Source organism: Roseburia rectibacter, from assembly GCF_014287515.2.
GTDB lineage: Bacteria > Bacillota > Clostridia > Lachnospirales > Lachnospiraceae > Roseburia > Roseburia rectibacter.
In genome coordinates this window covers 1,002,280-1,020,126 of the sequence record NZ_CP092473.1, presented here as the reverse complement: position 1 = coordinate 1,020,126, position 17,847 = coordinate 1,002,280, and the positions used below count along the sequence as shown (strand labels likewise).

Genomic DNA, 17,847 nt, shown 5'->3' with positions numbered 1-17,847 from the left:
GTTACGTTTTACCTTACTTTCTATTTTGCGGAACGCATTTCTTTTAACTCGTCCACATCAAAATGATATGCCTTATTACAGAACTGGCATTTTACTTCGATTGCCTCTCCGTCATTGATGATCGAATCTAAATCTTTTTTGCTCAACGTGGAGATTGCGCGTGAAACACGCTCTTTAGAACAGTCACACTCAAATGCCGCCGGAATTTTATCCGTGATTTCAAGACCAAAATCTCCTAAGATCTCCTCTAAGATCTGCTCCGGTGTCATGCCCTGTTCTAACATTTCCGTCACGGATGCGATCTCTTTGATCTTATTTTCCAGTTTCTCGATGATCTCATCACTGGTAAATGGCATAAGCTGGATAATAAAACCGCCTGCCTGACGCACTGACAGATCTGTATCTACTAAAACTCCAAGTCCTACTGCGGACGGAATCTGCTCGGATGTCGCAAAATAATAAGTCAGATCCTCTGCGATCTCTCCCGTCTGCAGCGCGATCTGTCCCACATACGGTTCTTTTAAACCCATATCCTTAATTACACTCATCACACCAAGTCCGAGTGCACCGCCCACGTCTAATTTGCCCTGTGCATTTAACGGCAGTTCTACCTGGGACTCCATCGGAAATCCCTTGACATGACCATGGGAGTCAGCAGTCACGGTAAGTCCTTTTGCAGGACCGCCGCACTGGATCTGGATCGTTAAAAGATCCTTCTCCCCCTTCATCATTGTTCCCATCATTGCTGCACCACTCAAAAGACGTCCTAACGCTGCTGTAATGACCGGTCTTGTTTCATGGTCACGTCTTGCCTCTTCCACCAGCTCTTTTGAATTAATGGCAAATGCACGGATCTGGCTGTCTGCCGCTGTTGCTCTTACAATATAATCACTCATATTTTATCCTCCATTTTCGTACTATATTTATAATTTTATTCAGTTATTTCTGTCTTTCCGGCATTACTCCTCGCAATCACATAGATGCGCTCACTTTCCTCTTTTACCGGTTCTCTCGTAAATGCGTCATATGCTGCGACGAGTTCAAGTCCCGCCTGTTCCAAGAGATGTTTTACGTTTTCTAACGCATATGCACGCTGATAATGCGTCTCTTCAAACTTACGATAAAGCCCCTCTTCTTCGCGGATAAAAAGTGTCAGATCGTATTCGTTGATCTGTTCTTCTTCATCAAAGTAATTGTCCCAGATAAAACTGCCTTCCTCACGGTTCTCTGCAATCGTCGTCTCACCTAAAAGCTCTTTATATTTATATACTGTGTTCAGATCGAAGATAAAAATACCATCCGGGTCTAAATATTCATTTACACGATAAAACAATGAAAGCAGATCCGTCTCTTCCAGCAGATAATTCATGGAATCACAGATACTTACGACTGCACGCACACTTCCATACAGTTCAAGTTCTCTCATATCCTGCAGCAGATATAAAATCTCATCCTCCGGCATCTCCTGATATCCGGTTTCCGCTGCGATCTCTAACATTTCCGGTGAATTATCCACACCGATCATATCGTAGCCCGCTTTTTTCAACAATCTTGTGATCTTTCCTGTACCACATCCTAAATCAAGCACTGTTCCTTCACAGATCCCATATTCTTTCAGAAGTCCTATAATGTACTGGCTCCACTCTTCGTATGGAACATTATCCATGAACAGATCATACACCTGTGCAAAACTCGTATATGCTTCCAAATTATAATCTCCTTTTAGTGTTGGTTACTGCTTTTCAGTCATTTCTGCAGTACCTTTCCAAGCAAGTACCATCTTATCACAGGTTTTAGTTGAAATAAAGCAAAAAAGAATCTATACTATTAACAGTATGTCATTTTTTATTTGAGAAAAGGATTTTGATATGCCTGAAAATTACGATCATTATATCAGCAAAAATATAAAGGCGTTTTATAAACGAAGACTTGCAGCTCCGATTATTTACCTGATCGTGCTCATTCTTGCATGGCACTTTTTTTCACTGTCCTCCGTATTTTCTCCGGATATTCTGCCTGCAGATACTTCTTTAGAGACAGCTTTCCGGAATGGCGAACAGTATGTGAGCACCACGCTTTCTGATTTAAAATTTACCGGATATACACAGTCCCTTTTTGGGCACACCAACGGTTATTATTATTACACGATGCGTGCCGGAGAATGTGTCATCGTATTGTTAGCCCCAGATACAAGTGAGGAAGGTCTGCCTTCGATCGAAGATGTTACCATTCAGGGAAAGATTTCAAAGGGAAATGAAAACTTTGACACCCTGCTTTCAAACCTTTCAACCGATTTAAACTGGACAGAAAATGGTATCCGCAACAAGGTATCTTCCTATTATATCAGTGAACCCGGATTTAATCATGTTGGGAACCGGATCTTGTTTGCAGCTATTTTTATTACCGGGATTTATGCACTGCTCTGTGTCGTACTGTCTATTGTGTATATGTTTTTCCCGGTACTCTCTCCTGCCTGCCAGGATCTTGCGCTTTTTGGCAATCCGAAAAAAATGTTAGAACAGGCAGAAGAAGAACTTGCCACATTGCCGCAGCTTGCAACAGAAGATATGTTTATCACGGAACATTTTTTCATCGAAACTTCCGTTTATGGCAATGCGATCGTACCGATCGATCAGATCATATGGATCTACAAATATTCCACGCTGCACAAGTTCTTCTGGTATCATTTCAGTATCTCATATACACTGCATATCAGTGCAAATAAGCATCTGTATATCCAGTGCCCGAAAAATATCAAATCCGACATCGACGGTATCATTGATTATCTTTCGGAGGCAAACCATAATATTCTTGTGGGATTTAATGAGAAAAACCGCCTGAAAGTACAGGAAATACAGGGAACACCGATGCATTTCGAAAAATTTATCGCTTTCTTAAATAAGCGTGTATAGACAATCCCATATATTTTTCTTTCCAAATGAAAGGAGGCAGGTGAAATCATCACCCGCCTCTTTTTTTGCGTTCTGTTTTAACTATATAACCCTATTGATCCCTGTAAAATTTACTAATCTTTGCTGATTCCGTTTTTTCTGCCTATATAAACCCAATGATCCCGGAAAATTTCACCTGCACGATGTGCTGATCGACTCGATCGCCACTGCACCGCCGCGCACAACCTCGATCCGGTGGAATTTGGATTTTAACAGATCGATCAGTTCATTGTTGCGTCGTTCTGTCAGTTTGCACTCTAAGAGTACACTGTCGTTTCCGATATCTGCCACCTGCACATTAAATACCTGTGCGATCTGGAATACTTCAAGTTTTCCAGCCTCATCGACATCTAACACTTTTGCAAATAAAATCTCCTTCATGTGAATCGGCACATCTGTAAGATCGATGACTTTAATGACCTCGACCATACGGTTCAACTGCTTTTTGATCTGCTCAAATGTGATATCATCACTGGTCACACAGATCGTCATTCTTGAAACTGTCTCATCCTCTGTTGTACCAACCGTAAGACTCTGGAGATTGTAAGATTTTCCGGAAAAAAGACCGGATACTTTTGCTAAAACACCTACCTGGTTTTCCACATATAATGCAATCCATCTATTTTTCATATCCGTATCCTCTCCTATTTCAAAATCATCTCGCTCATTGGATTTCCGCTCTTTACCATAGGAAGTACGATCTCATCTGTGGAAATCATAAATTCAATGATCGTCGGGGCATCTGTATAAGTACGTGCCTCATCAAGTGCTGCCTGGATATCCTCCTCTTTTTCCACCCGGATACCATGTGCACCATAACTCTTCGCTAATGCAATAAAATCCGGTGTATATGGAGGGCAGGATGCATTCGGTCCCTTACAGTTTGCCGGACAGGTTCTTCTTCTCCGCAGACAGGTTGCCTCGTAACGTTTTCCATAAAACAACTGCTGCATCTGACGTACCATGCCAAGATAATAGTTATTGAACAGACAGATGATCACCGGTGCTTCCTGTACCACCGCCGTTGCCATCTCCTGAATATTCATCTGAAAACCGCCGTCACCGGTAAAGCAGACGACTTCCTTATCACGATTACCGATCTTTGCCCCGATTGCTGCCGGGAATCCAAATCCCATTGTGCCAAGTCCACCGGATGTGATCAGCTGATGCCAGGAATCTAACTCTAAGTACTGTGTTGCCCACATCTGATGCTGTCCGACATCTGTTACATAAACAGCCTCCCCAAAAGTACGGTTTACATGCTCAAATACCATCTGCGGTGTCATGCCACAGTCTCTGCGCATCTCAAGCGGATTTTTCTTATCCCACTCTGCGATTTCTTTCTGCCACTGTTCTGTATCCTTTGATTCTGCCCATTCAAGCAGCTTTTCCAACGCTAAATTAGCATCCGATACGACCGGAACATCCACAACGACATTTCTGGAAATAGATGCCGTATCCACATCGATATGCACGATCTTAGCTTTCGGTGCAAATTCATTTAAATCTCCGGTTATACGGTCATTAAATCTGGTTCCGATGGAAAAGAGCACATCACATTTGCTGACTGCCATATTTGCCGCATATTTTCCATGCATGCCACTGTTACCAACATAAAGTGGATGGCTCGTCGGGATCGAACCTTTTCCCATGATCGTCGTAACAACCGGAATCTGCATCTTCTCTGCTAACGCAAGCAGCTTATCATTTGCATGCGCAATATTGATACCACCTCCGGCAAGGATCAGCGGTTTCTTTGCAGTACGGAGCAGTTTGTATGCTTTTTTCAACTGTCCGATATGTACCGAATCATTCGGCTTATAACCACGGATCTGGATATTTGACGGATATTCTGCCGGTCCTGCTGCCGTCTGGATATCCTTTGGAATATCAATCAGTACCGGCCCAGGCTTGCCGGTGGATGCGATATAAAATGCCATCTTGATGATCCGTCCTAAATCTTCCCGTCTGCGCACTGTTACGCCATATTTTGTGACACTTCTTGTCATTCCGACAATATCTACTTCCTGAAACGCATCATTTCCTATTAAAGAAAGTGGAACCTGCCCCGTAAAACAAACTAACGGAATACTGTCATAATGTGCATCTGCAAGTCCTGTGATGATATTCGTTGCCCCAGGTCCGCTTGTTACCAGACATACACCGACTTTTCCGGTAGATTTCGCATACCCTTCTGCTGCATGTATCAGTCCCTGTTCATGTCTCGGCAGGACGACGTCAATACTATCCTGTTTATATAATTCATCGAAAAGATCTGTTACAGTACCGCCCGGATAACCGAAAATGGTATCCACGCCCTCTTCCTGCAGCGCTTTTACAAATAATTTTCTGCCTGTTATATCCATATCGTCCTCCCAAAAAACCAAGGTATTTTTCTTTCAAAAAACTATATCCCATCTTACCGGGAAATGCAATGATTTTATTTATCCAATCAGACCGACTGATTTTAATATAAAAATCCATCCGGTCAGCGTAAATGCTGCAAGCAGCGTTGTCGTCACGATCACACTCGCCGTCAGTACACCATCATTATTCATGCTTTTCGCCATGATATAACAGCTCGGTGTTGTCGGGGATGCAAGCATGATCAGTATCGCGATCATTTTTTCCCCGCTAAATCCCATCCAGGCTGCAACCGGAAGAAAAATAAGCGGCTGGATCACCAGTTTGATCATAGATGCCGCGATCGTCGGTTTTATTTTTGCGAGTGCTTTTCTCCCCTCAAATCCGGCTCCGATCGTGATCAGTGCAAGCGGTGTTGCCATCTGCGCCACACTGTTTACCGTCTTATTTATAATCGTTGGAAATTCGATTCCGGAAAGTCCCACGACCAGTCCCGCTAAAATACCAAGAATGATCGGATTTTTAGCAATTCCGACACATGCCTCTTTGATCTTTTCTTTTCCATTTACTCCGCTCGCATTTTCGCCCTCGAAAGTCAGCACGATCACAGAAAAAATGTTGTAAAGTGGTACCGCACTGACGATCATCAGCGGTCCCATCGCCGAAGTTCCGTAAATATTCTGGATAAAAGCAAGCCCCATGACCGCTGCACTGCTACGGAACGATGCCTGCACAAATGCGCCCCGCATGGACTTATCTTTCAGAAAAAGTTTCACACCGCCCCAGATCAGCCAGAAACATGCTGTACTTACCAGTGCACAGAATAACACATATTTTAAATCAAATACTTCTCTGATATCCACACCTGCGATATCGCGAAACAGCATAAACGGCAGCGTCACCTTAAAATTAAAACGATTTGCCACCGTAACAAAATTGTCATTTAACATTCCGATCTGTTTTAAAAAATAACCAATGACCATAACTAAAAAAATCGGGAACGTCACATTGATACTGTAAATAAAATTTTCCATCTTCGCTGCACTGCTTTCCGTTTTGGTTTATTTATTTTCTGACTCTCTCATACCGGTAAAAATAATACTCCAGATCAAAATATGTCTGTTCTTCACTGTCCGCTGTTACCTGCCATGCCGGATCTGCATCCAGATCCGGAAAATGTGCATCTGCATCATATGCAAAATCAATCTTTGTGACATGTGCCACATCACACTCATCAATGAGCTGCCTATATACGGATTCGCCGCCGATCACATAAATATCTTCACTATCGTACTTTTTCAGTTCTTCATGAAGTTCTTCCATATCATGTACGATCAAAGCTCCCGGAACCCGGAACTTTTTATCATGTGTCAGCACAATATTCGTCCGCCCCATCAGTGGAAGTCCATTCGGAAATGTTTCTAACGTTTTCCGCCCCATCACAACTACTTTTCCCATCGTTGTTTCACGGAAAAACTTTTGATCTGCCGGAATCCGGACTAACAATTCATTTTTATTACCGATCGCCCAGTTTTCATCTGCTGCAACAATTATATTCATAAAAATTTCTATCCTCCATCCACAATGCACTTCGTTTCCTGTGCATTGTTGTTTTCTGTCTGTCCATACTCTTTCAAACTCTCATTTTAACCAATTTCCCCAAAAATGACAAGGTGTATTTCTATTGCTTTTTCGGGCAGAATGGGGTATATTATCAATATGTTTATATGATTTTTACCCATGCATCAGCATGTAAATAATAATACGGAGGATAATTATGAGTCAGGCAAAAGTTGACCGCTATAAAGAAGAGAAAGCAAACCGCAAAAAGATTCTCGCAAAGGAAAAAAGAAAACGCATCGCAGGTATTATCTGTGGATGGGTAATCGCAGTCCTTATCGTTGGCTGGGCAGGATATTCCGGTTATCATGCATATGAAAAGAGCAGACCGATCAAAACGATCTATGCCAATCTTGACGCAGTAAATGATTATATGAATACACTCGATACAGAAGAATAACATTTCAACAAAAAGGTTCCGGAACATCCGGAACCTTTTTTACATAACATATCATCTGCAGACCAGCCATTCTTTTTCCATGCTCTGTCAATCTGCTTCCCCCTCTGCGATCTCTGCTTTTGCAAGTGCATTCTCGATCGCATTTAACAGTACGATCGATGTATACTGATTATCCTTATTATATGTAATTCCTTCCGTTGACTGCTGTTTTATCACCTGTTCGCTGACATTTTCCAATGCCGGTTCCATAAGCGGATACATTGTCGCTACTGTTTCATCCAGACTGAGCAGGGAAATAGATTGTATACGATTTTCATCTACAATGACCTGTATATCAGCTGACTGACTGCCCATCATTACCGACGATGTATATACACCTGCTGTATACTGCATCGTTGGCTCTGCCCCATTCTTCTGTTTTTTCGGCAAAAACATGAAAAGCAGCAATATAATCAATACGATCCCAAGTCCGACAAATATCGCTGTATAGATAACCTCCTTCATATGAAGGACTACGATCCTCGTCTTTGCGCTCACCCTGTACCTCCATGGTATCGATTGTTATATTGTATGAATCCAAAGCATATTACATGCATGCTTCTTTTAAACATTCTTCATATTCTCTTACCGGCAATGGCCGTGAAAAATAATATCCCTGTATATCATCACAGTCCAGATTGCACAAAAACATCAGCTGTTCCGCAGTCTCTACACCCTCAGCCGTGATCTCCATTCCAAAACTCTGCGCCAGTTTTGTGATAGAATTCAACAATTTCTCCCCATTGTCATCTCCGATATAATCAACCAGACTCTTATCCAGCTTGATCGTATCAAAATGCATCCGGTTTAATGTGGAAAGAGACGAATAACCACTTCCGAAATCATCCAGAAGTATCTTAAATCCTGCCGTGTGAAACTGTTCTAACAGATTAAATATTTCGTTATTATCGATTGTTGCACTCTCTGTGATCTCCAGTTGGATATATTTTGAATCAAGATCATACGAACGGATAATGCTTTCATATTTTTCAACAACATTCGAATAATAGAGACTGACACGCGAAATATTTACTGAAACAGGAAACATCTTCTGTCCCTGTTCCTGCCAGGCTTTCTGCTGCCTGCACACAGCCCGGAACACATACTCATCAAGTCTTATGATGTTGCCATTTCGCTCAAACAGAGGAATAAATTTAAGCAGAGGAATAAGGCTTCCATCCTGTCTCCTCCAGCGTACCAGTGCCTCTGCACCTACAAGTTTTCTGGTATGTGCGCTGTATTTGGGCTGATACCAGATCGCAAACTCTTCTTTTTCAAGTGCCATCTCAAAATGATCTTCCAGTTCACGATTTTCCTGGATACTCTCATGATTCAGTTCATCATAAAACATGTAGTGTCTGTCACGTCTTCCTTTGATCTGGTGCTTTGCCAGAACAGCATTTCCATATAAAGGATCGATCTCATCCAAAACCATTGTATGATAAATTCCAAACACCGGAAAAAGATTTGGTATCTCTAAACGCTCCGGTATCTCTTCTATCTTTTTGATTACACGTTCCAGTCTCTCTTTGATTGCGTCCTGATTTTCTTCCATCCAGAACAATACAAACCGGTCAGCATTCACATGTGCCACCAGTTCATTATCCCCCTTCTCATTTTCAAATATCTCACTTACAGCCCGCAGCACCTCGTCACCTTTTTTCACGCCACAGGTACTGTTGATCAGTTTAAAATCCGCAAGATCCATGGCTGCCAGCCATCCAGCACCATCTTTTTTGCTCTTTGCCTTTTCCTTAAATGCTGCAAAATTATCTCCTAATGTGACAGGATCCTGATATGCAAGCGAAATAAGTTCTTTTTTACTCTTACGCCATGAATAAATATATACTCCGACACTGACTGATATTATAACCAGAATGATAATGATCAGGCTGTTGATTGCATCCATAACCACCTGCATACGGTTTGTCAGAACACTTTCCGATGCCGCTGTGACAACATACCATTCATCACCGGTTTCCTCTATCTTAAGCGGCATATAATAATAAAGAGAAACTTCCTTACGTTTTGGATCCATTCCATAACCGCTTTTTCCTGACTTCATATCACTGATCATACGGCTCTTTGCAGCATCATCATTTTCATCTGCTGAAATATCGGCAGTAAAAATATTTTTACCAATTCCCCATTCCTTACTGTTTCCGGAAGCAGCAATGATCATACCATCCATTTTTACAATATAATTAAAAGCCTGACCTTCAAATATCTCATTTTGCAGGCATCCCTCAAACATTTCATATCTGCCAGTTGCAAATAAAACGCCTTTTACCGTTTTTTGATCTTTTTCATATACCGGTACACTGAATGCATTTACAATTTCATCTGAACCATCAATCTGGTCTTCAAATGTATCCGTCAGACGTTGTTTTCCCTGCATCGACTGTCTGAATGTCTCTCTGTCGGACATATCCAGATGATACCCGTCTGTCGTCTGTGCTATCCCATCTGACGCGATATATCCCATACGTTTGAACTGGTATGTCTCCACAAATCCCTGTAATCTATCAACAAAAATGCTCTCGTCCCCATCTGAAAACTCTCTGGCAAGACTTGAAAGCAGACGAAAACGTGTACTTACTTCTTTCTCAATCAGTATCTCATTCTGCTCAGCCATCCCCTCTATGCTGCTCATCAACTGTTGCTGTAAACTATTTCTGATCTGCCCAAAACATCCAAATAGTGCTATTCCAAAAATCAGTAATATCGCACATAAAACCGCCACATTACGAATTCCCGCATTTTTTTTATACATTATGCCACCCCTTTGGCTTTCCCATGTCTGATTTAAAATCTTCCTATGACCATTTTCCTATACTTTCTATTATAACATTCTTCATTTATGAGTTCCAGCCTAAAAAATGACGTTTTCATTCTGTTTTTCGTTTTTTTCGCCAAAAAACAGTGCTTTCCTTTCAAAGGAAAAAATTTGCAAAAAATAATTGACAATTATCCTTTTCCATGGTAAGATACCAAATGTGTCTGGCAAACAGATACATAAACATTTCATATATGCGCGAGTGGCTCAGTTGGTGGAGCACGACCTTGCCAAGGTCGGGGCCGCGGGTTCGAGTCCCGTCTCGCGCTCTTGTATCTGATATACAGATATATAAATTTTCATATGTGCGCGAGTGGCTCAGTTGGTGGAGCACGACCTTGCCAAGGTCGGGGCCGCGGGTTCGAGTCCCGTCTCGCGCTCTCTTTCATCAAAAAAAGGACATCATTCAGATGTCTTTTTTTTGATAAATCGAGTCCTGCCGGACTCGAACTTTCGAGTTTCTTCGCTTCCGCTCCGGTCCGCGCATAGCGGACATCCACCGGATGTCCTGCGCCGTCTCGCGCTCTTATTCTGTTACTTATAATCCCCTGATACATCCATATACTCCCGTTTTCCGGATATATAATCTTCATGGGCAAGTTCCGGATCTTTCCCCTTGAATACAGTACACAGTCCACACATATCACAATCTGCGATACATTTAAAGGTATCCTTAATATATTGCTTGTCCACATGATATCTTCGACGAAGAAGAGAGGAAATTGCTTCTACTCCATTTCTAAATTTTGCATATTCAGAAAATTCTTCCGTTTGCATGTACTGTAATTGTTTTACTGATTGTCTGCGTAGGTAAAAGGAACCGGTTTTCCGATTCCCTTTACTGTCTAAAAATTATTTTTCATCTTTTGTATTGCACAGCATACTTTTACCTAATATATTACTATATATATCAAGATCTTCATCCTTGAACACATTGAAAATAACTTTCATCTGACTTCCTGTTTCCGCATAGTATTTACGCACTGTTTCCACTGCTATTTGGGCAGCGCGTTCATTTGGAAACATAAATACTCCCGTAGATATACAACAGAAAGCAATGCTTTTCACTTCGTATTTTTCTGCAAGTTCCAGACAGGAACGATAACATGAAGCCAAAAGCTCCTCGTCCTTTTTGGTAACTGCCCACTGAACGATCGGACCTACTGTGTGAAGGATATATTTTGCAGGAAGATTATAGCCGGCAGTAATCTTTGCCTTTCCGGTCTCCTCCTCATGCCCCTGCGCTGTCATGATCTCATACATTTTAAGACGAAGTTCAACTCCGGCATAAGTGTGGATAAAATTATCAATACAGGCATGCATTGGTGAAAAACAGCCTAGCATCTGCGAATTGCAAGCATTTACAATAGCATCACATTTTAACGTTGTGATATCACCCTGCCAGATATAAAGTCTTTTATCCGATGAAACCGGCTTTAAATCTTCGATATCTGTGATTCCGCGTTCCAGATTTCTTTCTTTCAGATAGTCATCCTGAATTTTTAAAAATTCTTCACTGACCGGTTTCGGCAATCTGACATTCATTAGGGAACGAAGCAGTTTCTCCTGTTCTTCCCTTTGATCCGGTATTCTCTGTCTGAAGATTTTTTTATCTTCTTTTAAAAGATTAAGGATTTTTCTCAAACATGATATCAAGATGCTTCTTACCGATATTTTTCACCGTTCCACGGAGTGACACTGCTATTTTTGCCTTTGTTGCTGATATCGCCACATATTGCTGCTGCATTAGCTGCGCATAAAATTCTTTGCCTTTTGCTGTGAGAAAATAAACACCTCAGTGTCCCTCCTTTTAGAACAGGTGTGAGTCTCTTATATATTACGGTAATTAAAATTCGTATGGCGGGTTACCGGAAAAATCTGCGATAACACCATGTGGATTTTCAAGATAAAATACCTCAAAGATTGGGTTATCTGCTGTCTGATACTGTCCTTTCACGATCGGATTGTTCATACATCCTTCCTTAACACTCATGTTGTTTTCAAATACTGCCTTGCCATGGAGACGGATCCATGCATACTCCGGTGAAGAAACGGATACCTCGATTTCCGGATTCTCTAACATATCCTTGTAAACATCCTTTGTGTTGTTTGTGCAGAACCAGAGTTTTCCATCCTGCTCAAAACAGAACATAAATGGACGGCATTTTGCCTTTCCGTCACGTCCTACTGTTGCTAAATACTGAACTGGGTTTGCCTGTAAAAATTCTACTACTTTCTGCATAAAATAGTACCTCCTAAGTTTTTTATTGTTGTTTTGTTTTTTGATGTAATGTTATTTGTTACATCTAATGGTTGTACTATATCATGTCTTTGATGTAATGTAAATAGTTACATCAAATTTATTTTTTATCCCGTATTCCCCTGATATGGGTAATCAAAGTTTTTGAGGGGCTACGATCTACTAAAAAACAGGACTAATCAGTTACAGTTACTGGTTAATCCTGTTTTCTTTTTGCCCTTCTTTGCTATGATTGTTTTGATTTTGTCAAACTGCTGTAGCAGTACATATCCTGCCACAAACATCAGCAAATGTCCCATGCTCTCGAATGCAACGGACACATCATTGCACCAGACAACCGGTATTGCCGCGAAAATTTCACATAACACAAGACCGCCCACCGGATGAAAACATGCCATCCATTTTGGCAGTGCAAACCGTCTGGTCAGGATCAGATAGACCATCACCACAGACATTCCGATATCCATAACCAGATAATAAATCATAAATGGAAGCAATATGTACATGCCGACCTGATTTGTCACATCTGCTGCCTGTTCAAATGTACTTCCCATTCCATAAGATGTTTTAAAGATAATCGGCAACAGGCAGCACATAATATGGATAAACAACACAGATATTAATCCTGCTGCAGAACTGAAATCAAACAAACGCTTCATTGCCAGGGCATGCCCCTTTGGATTCCTGCTGCAGGCATCTGTCACTATATGCCTAAGTTCCTTAAGCGCAATCCAGTATAACGGCATTGCCGCTGCTGCTAAAAGAATAGATACCTCAAAACGCCACATAGACATTGCTGGCCAGTTGGAATTGACAAATAACCCAACCTCTTTATTGCCGCTTCCTTTGACATCCAAAAGCCAGTCACCGATCATAAAAAGCGCCATTGCCGCAATTCCTGCAAGCATTGCTCTTTTTTGCTTCTCTTTTTCCATTTTGGTTTCCTTTCTGTACGTCTTTATTTTTCTGTTGACGTTTATATGTTAGTCTTTTCTAACTCCCGTGTCAACGAAAATAATATTCTTATGTGTCCGCAACTGGTGTCACTTCCTATCTCCGTATAAACTTGAGTTTCCACAAACTGTAATAAAAAGTGAGTATATCTTCCTAAAGTACCAATCTGCTAAATTTTTGAATGATTTTGAATAGCAGTGTTCTGATTAGAGATACTTTAATAACCCCAACCGGAGCTGGGCTTTGGGAGAAATATTCTTTTTCTTTTATAGTATCCGCTGTTTGTATAATTGCAACTTTTAGCGCATGGATTTCTGATTTCATGGAAATGTGAGCCAGAAATGCCATGCATAAGGTAATGTAAAAATTAAGTGCATTGATAGCTTTCAGTTTGCGAACACGAAAGTTTTCAAACTGGAACATTTGCTTCTTACAGCAAAAATATTCCTCTATTTTCCAGCGTGAGAAATAGGTTCTTGACACTTTGATTACTGCTTGTAAGTACACAAGCCTCTGTAACATGATAGCCCTTTTTGTAAACATTTTTTGTAGATGTACTTTCTGAACCATCCCGGACTATGCCAAGCGACTCAAACTGATATCCATCAGGTTTTACAACATCACTATCATCGATATGGATGACCGGATCTGATGGAATCCACTTTTTTATTAACTGAAGATAAGAAGCAGCTGCAACGGTAGGAGTACCTTTTTCAAGGTGTCTGGATAAACGGTCAACAATGTTGATCTTTTGGGAAGGTTCATGGAGCTGATCTGCAACCTCTGTTAACAGACAACTGCCAGAAGCCAGCATGCCATAAGTGATATCAGCAGTAAACTTCTTTTCTGGCTTAGAAAGATGTTCAGAAATCTTATTTGTAAAAGTTAAAATTTCCCGTTTCATTTGATGTAAAATTAACCACAGGGAATCCTCCTTTTTTTTTGTTTAGTATGATTTTTTTGTAGTGATTAAATTTTACATCAAAAAGGAATAGGATTCCTTATATTTTGGACATTTTTGAAAGTTGTTTATAGCAATGCCTATAAAAACGGGGCTTTGTGGATAAAAGTACGGAAACTCAAGAAGCGTATAAAATATTGACGTTTCCACCCAAATAGACTAGGATAGAATTTGAATGATAAAAAACAAAACAAGGAGGATTTTATGTTAGATAAAATGATTGGTTTTATCGGTGCCGGCAATATGGGAAGCGCCATGATCGGCGGTATTTTAGATGCGTCTTTGGTGACGACCAGCCAGATCATCGCAAGTGCGCATTCTCCTGAGACACTTGATAAAATCCGTACAAAATTTTCGATAGAGACAACACAATCGAATGAAGTTGTTGCAGAACGAAGCGATATTTTATTTCTCGCTGTAAAACCAAATAAATTTGCGGAAGTGCTTCCACAGATCAAAGATCATTTAAAACCGGACTGTATCTTAGTTTCCATCGCAGCCGGACAGCCGATCTCAAATATTGAAGCAATACTTGGCAAAATCAAACTGATACGCGCCATGCCAAATACCCCGGCGCTTGTCGGAGCCGCAATGAGTGCACTCTGTCCAAACGACAAGGTAACAGCTGAGGAAGTAAAACTTATCGAATCATTATTCAACAGCTTTGGTCGTGCGGAAGTCGTACCGGAGAGCATGATGGATGCCGTTGTCGGTGTTTCCGGTTCTTCTCCTGCCTACGTCTATATGTTTATTGAAGCAATGGCAGATGCCGCTGTCGCAGATGGAATGCCGCGCACCCAGGCATATAAGTTTGCCGCACAGAGCGTTTTTGGTGCTGCAAAAATGGTTTTAGAGACCGGAAAACATCCGGGAGAATTAAAAGATGCAGTCTGCTCTCCTGGCGGTACGACCATTGAAGCGGTTGCAGCTTTAGAACATGGCGGTTTCCGTGATACCGTGATCTCTGCACAACGCGCATGTTCCAAAAAATCATACGATATGAGTCATAACTCCTGATAAGGATATACATTCTTCTGTATCATAGGATATATGATCAGTTCTGATTTCAATAATATAATTTGGAGGTTTTCTTATGTGGGCTTACGAAAGTGTTTTTTATCAGATATATCCGCTTGGATTCTGCGGTGCTCCGTTCGAGAATGATGGTGTTTTAGAGCATCGTATTTTAAAGGTCAATGACTGGATTCCTCACATCAAAAAACTTGGTGCCAATGCGATTTATTTTTCTCCGGTCTTTGAGTCTGACACACACGGATATAATACCAGGGATTATACAAAGATCGATACCAGACTTGGCACAAATGAGGACTTTGCCACAGTCTGTGACAATCTTCACAAAGAAGGGATCAAAGTCGTATTAGATGGTGTATTCAACCATGTCGGTCGTGGTTTCTGGGCTTTTCGGGATGTTTTGGAGAAAAAGTGGGATTCCCCGTACAAAGACTGGTTCCATATCAGTTTTGACGGTAATTCCAACTATAACGACGGTCTGTGGTATGAAGGCTGGGAAGGCAATTATGACCTGGTTAAATTAAATCTGAGAAATGAAGATGTCATCCAGCATATTTTTGCTGCGATCAAAGGCTGGGTAGAAGAATTTGATATTGACGGTCTGCGACTTGATGTCGCTTACTGTCTCGACCATGATTTTCTGCGCCGTCTGCGCAGTTTCTGTGACAGTTTAAAACCGGACTTCTTCTTAGTCGGTGAAACATTACACGGCGATTACAACCAGTGGATGAATGACTCCATGCTTCACTCTGTGACCAACTATGAGTGTTACAAAGGACTTTATTCCAGTTTTAACAGCATGAATATGTTTGAGATCAACCATTCCCTGCTTCGCCAGTTCGGTCCTGACAACTGGACACTCTACAAAGGCAGACATCTGCTCTGCTTCGTGGACAATCATGATGTCACAAGAATTGCAAGTATCCTGACCAACGAAAAACATCTGCCGCTGATCTACGGCCTGCTCTTCGGTATGCCTGGTATCCCATGTGTCTACTATGGCAGTGAATGGGGCGCAAAGGCGAGAAAAGAAGAAGGCGATCCGGCTTTACGCGCCTGCTTCTTGGAACCGGAATGGAATGATCTTTCTGATATAATCAGCCGTCTCGCCGAGATCAAAAAGAACTCTGAGGCATTAAATTACGGCTCTTTCCGCTCTGTACTCTTAACAAACCGTCAGTGCATTTTCGAGCGTAAGAGTGAACATGAACGCATTTATGTAGCAATCAATGCGGATGAAAACAGCTTCCACGCAGATTTTGATGCCGGATGCGGCACGGCACAGGAACTGATTACCGATACACCGCATGATTTTGGCGGTGGAACGGATCTTCCGGGTTACTCTGTGGCTGTATGGAAGATGGAACATTAGAAATACATATACAGAAATGGGCAGAAACCGGTAATCCGGCTCTGCCCAATATCTGATGATCTGTACGATCTGTCCCTGTCTGACTGTGATCACTGTATTGTTACAATTAAATGCCATATCACTATTTTCAATGGCTGCCGGCAGATCATTTAGCTCTACGACCGGCAGGTCTGACTCCTGATTCTGATCTGCCTGATCTTCAAAGGTTACATCCTCAGATAAAGGAAGTGTTACTTTGCCTACTGAATAATAAACCGGATAATCATCCAAAGTCACCGTACGATACAATCCGTCATCTTCCATCAGATCAATTCCATCATTTTCAATGCCTCCATTGATCTGGACAGATCCTGTTTCGGAATCTGCATTATCTTCTGCTACAGTTTCTGTGTCTGCCTTAGTTTCTGTATTTGCACTTGTCTGTGCATCTTGTGCAGACTTTCCGCATCCGATTACAGAGGCTGCAGTCAGCATCGTTCCCACTAAAATAAAGGTCAACAATTTTTTCTTCATACTCTTGACTTCATGTCCTTTCTTTTTTAATGGTACGATTATAACACAATAATGTTTTCATTTTATTCAGACTCTGTGATCCGGAAATCACCAGCATCTTTTGACTTGATATTCATCGTGATACAGCAGTCTGCCATGTGCTCATAATTGACCTCCAGCTCATAATTGACCTTGACATCAATATCATTTTCCGTCTCCCTCACATCCACACTTTTTGCATCGATCCCAATCAGAAGGCTTCCATATGGCGTATAATAATACGTCACATTCTTCCGGTTCTTCTCGAACATCATATGTACATTCGAAACACCTCTCTTGGTGATATCCATAAAATCATCATTCAGTTTGATGATGTTTCGTGTTGTCTGGGAAAATCCCTCGTTGACTTCATCATAGATGATATAATGTTTTCCATTTTTTTTATAATAACTGCCGGATGTGATCAGTTCCACGGATTCATTATCAGTTTCCGGTGAAAACTGAAGCCCGCTGATAGTTACCAGTACTTCTTTTGTCATCCTGATCCTCATTTCTAATTTAACCCT

Annotated in this window: 18 protein-coding genes and 2 tRNA genes; 6 read left to right on the top strand and 14 right to left on the bottom strand. The window is 41.3% G+C overall.

Annotated elements, in window-relative coordinates:
- Window positions 1-20 precede the first annotated feature (20 nt).
- Both hslO and H8S51_RS04845 read right to left on the bottom strand, forming a co-directional pair.
- Entirely contained in the window at window positions 21-896 is an 876-nt protein-coding gene (hslO, locus tag H8S51_RS04850) for an Hsp33 family molecular chaperone HslO (RefSeq protein ID WP_117921567.1), read from the bottom strand.
- 35 nt (window positions 897-931) lie between these two features.
- Complete coding sequence (locus H8S51_RS04845) at window positions 932-1,708, bottom strand: class I SAM-dependent DNA methyltransferase (RefSeq protein WP_186900277.1); 777 nt, start codon at window positions 1,706-1,708, stop codon at window positions 932-934.
- 160 nt (window positions 1,709-1,868) lie between these two features.
- Here H8S51_RS04845 and H8S51_RS04840 point away from each other — a divergent pair, with 160 nt between their 5' ends.
- Entirely contained in the window at window positions 1,869-2,912 is a 1,044-nt protein-coding gene (locus H8S51_RS04840) for a DUF6709 family protein (protein WP_117921571.1), read from the top strand.
- A gap of 171 nt (window positions 2,913-3,083) precedes the next feature.
- On the opposite strand, the gene ilvN is transcribed toward H8S51_RS04840, so the two are convergent.
- The 4 genes from ilvN to H8S51_RS04820 form a co-directional block, all read right to left on the bottom strand.
- Window positions 3,084-3,581: an acetolactate synthase small subunit gene (ilvN, locus tag H8S51_RS04835; protein ID WP_186900278.1), complete on the bottom strand. Its 498-nt coding sequence runs from the start codon at window positions 3,579-3,581 to the stop codon at window positions 3,084-3,086.
- Between the two features lie 14 nt (window positions 3,582-3,595).
- Window positions 3,596-5,317: a biosynthetic-type acetolactate synthase large subunit gene (gene ilvB, locus H8S51_RS04830; RefSeq protein WP_186900279.1), complete on the bottom strand. Its 1,722-nt coding sequence runs from the start codon at window positions 5,315-5,317 to the stop codon at window positions 3,596-3,598.
- 78 nt (window positions 5,318-5,395) lie between these two features.
- Window positions 5,396-6,349, bottom strand: a complete 954-nt coding sequence (locus tag H8S51_RS04825) for an AEC family transporter (protein WP_186900280.1) — start codon at window positions 6,347-6,349, stop codon at window positions 5,396-5,398.
- A 31-nt stretch (window positions 6,350-6,380) separates the two neighbouring features.
- On the bottom strand, window positions 6,381-6,875 hold the full coding sequence (locus tag H8S51_RS04820) for a dihydrofolate reductase (protein ID WP_186900281.1): 495 nt from the start codon (window positions 6,873-6,875) through the stop codon (window positions 6,381-6,383).
- A gap of 217 nt (window positions 6,876-7,092) precedes the next feature.
- On the opposite strand from H8S51_RS04820, the gene H8S51_RS04815 reads away from it, so the two are divergent.
- Window positions 7,093-7,335 carry a hypothetical protein gene (locus tag H8S51_RS04815; RefSeq protein ID WP_117921576.1) on the top strand — a complete coding sequence of 81 codons (243 nt, stop codon included), beginning with the start codon at window positions 7,093-7,095 and terminating at the stop codon, window positions 7,333-7,335.
- Between the two features lie 87 nt (window positions 7,336-7,422).
- On the opposite strand, the gene H8S51_RS04810 is transcribed toward H8S51_RS04815, so the two are convergent.
- Both H8S51_RS04810 and H8S51_RS04805 read right to left on the bottom strand, forming a co-directional pair.
- Entirely contained in the window at window positions 7,423-7,839 is a 417-nt protein-coding gene (locus tag H8S51_RS04810) for an FMN-binding protein (RefSeq protein WP_118210089.1), read from the bottom strand.
- An 82-nt stretch (window positions 7,840-7,921) separates the two neighbouring features.
- The gene (locus H8S51_RS04805) at window positions 7,922-10,147 is read right to left on the bottom strand and encodes a bifunctional diguanylate cyclase/phosphodiesterase (protein ID WP_186900282.1); all 2,226 of its coding nucleotides are present in this window, start codon (window positions 10,145-10,147) and stop codon (window positions 7,922-7,924) included.
- 259 nt (window positions 10,148-10,406) lie between these two features.
- Between H8S51_RS04805 and H8S51_RS04800 the strand changes: the two genes are divergently transcribed.
- Both H8S51_RS04800 and H8S51_RS04795 read left to right on the top strand, forming a co-directional pair.
- Window positions 10,407-10,479, top strand: a tRNA-Gly gene (locus H8S51_RS04800).
- Window positions 10,480-10,517: 38 nt separating this feature from the next.
- Window positions 10,518-10,590 (top strand) — tRNA-Gly (locus H8S51_RS04795).
- A 154-nt stretch (window positions 10,591-10,744) separates the two neighbouring features.
- Here the strand turns inward: H8S51_RS04795 and H8S51_RS04790 are convergent.
- From H8S51_RS04790 to H8S51_RS04770, 5 genes are all read right to left on the bottom strand, one after another.
- Complete coding sequence (locus H8S51_RS04790; protein WP_207724066.1) at window positions 10,745-10,903, bottom strand: hypothetical protein; 159 nt, start codon at window positions 10,901-10,903, stop codon at window positions 10,745-10,747.
- Window positions 10,904-11,062: 159 nt separating this feature from the next.
- On the bottom strand, window positions 11,063-11,854 hold the full coding sequence (locus tag H8S51_RS04785) for a protein-ADP-ribose hydrolase (protein WP_330646759.1): 792 nt from the start codon (window positions 11,852-11,854) through the stop codon (window positions 11,063-11,065).
- Window positions 11,855-12,056: 202 nt separating this feature from the next.
- A complete protein-coding gene (locus H8S51_RS04780) occupies window positions 12,057-12,452 on the bottom strand; it encodes a pyridoxamine 5'-phosphate oxidase family protein (RefSeq protein ID WP_117921584.1) in 396 nt (131 codons plus the stop codon).
- Window positions 12,453-12,649: 197 nt separating this feature from the next.
- Entirely contained in the window at window positions 12,650-13,405 is a 756-nt protein-coding gene (locus H8S51_RS04775) for a DUF6796 family protein (RefSeq protein WP_186900283.1), read from the bottom strand.
- A 449-nt stretch (window positions 13,406-13,854) separates the two neighbouring features.
- Window positions 13,855-14,328, bottom strand: coding sequence for a hypothetical protein (locus H8S51_RS04770; RefSeq protein ID WP_241070898.1), 474 nt, complete (start codon window positions 14,326-14,328; stop codon window positions 13,855-13,857).
- A gap of 261 nt (window positions 14,329-14,589) precedes the next feature.
- Between H8S51_RS04770 and proC the strand changes: the two genes are divergently transcribed.
- Both proC and H8S51_RS04760 read left to right on the top strand, forming a co-directional pair.
- Window positions 14,590-15,402 (top strand): pyrroline-5-carboxylate reductase, encoded by an 813-nt coding sequence (proC, locus tag H8S51_RS04765; protein WP_186900284.1) that lies wholly within the window; start codon window positions 14,590-14,592, stop codon window positions 15,400-15,402.
- A 76-nt stretch (window positions 15,403-15,478) separates the two neighbouring features.
- Window positions 15,479-16,789, top strand: a complete 1,311-nt coding sequence (locus H8S51_RS04760) for an alpha-amylase family glycosyl hydrolase (RefSeq protein ID WP_186900285.1) — start codon at window positions 15,479-15,481, stop codon at window positions 16,787-16,789.
- 575 nt (window positions 16,790-17,364) lie between these two features.
- On the opposite strand, the gene H8S51_RS04755 is transcribed toward H8S51_RS04760, so the two are convergent.
- Window positions 17,365-17,820, bottom strand: a complete 456-nt coding sequence (locus H8S51_RS04755) for a DUF1934 domain-containing protein (RefSeq protein WP_117921593.1) — start codon at window positions 17,818-17,820, stop codon at window positions 17,365-17,367.
- Window positions 17,821-17,847: the final 27 nt, after the last annotated feature.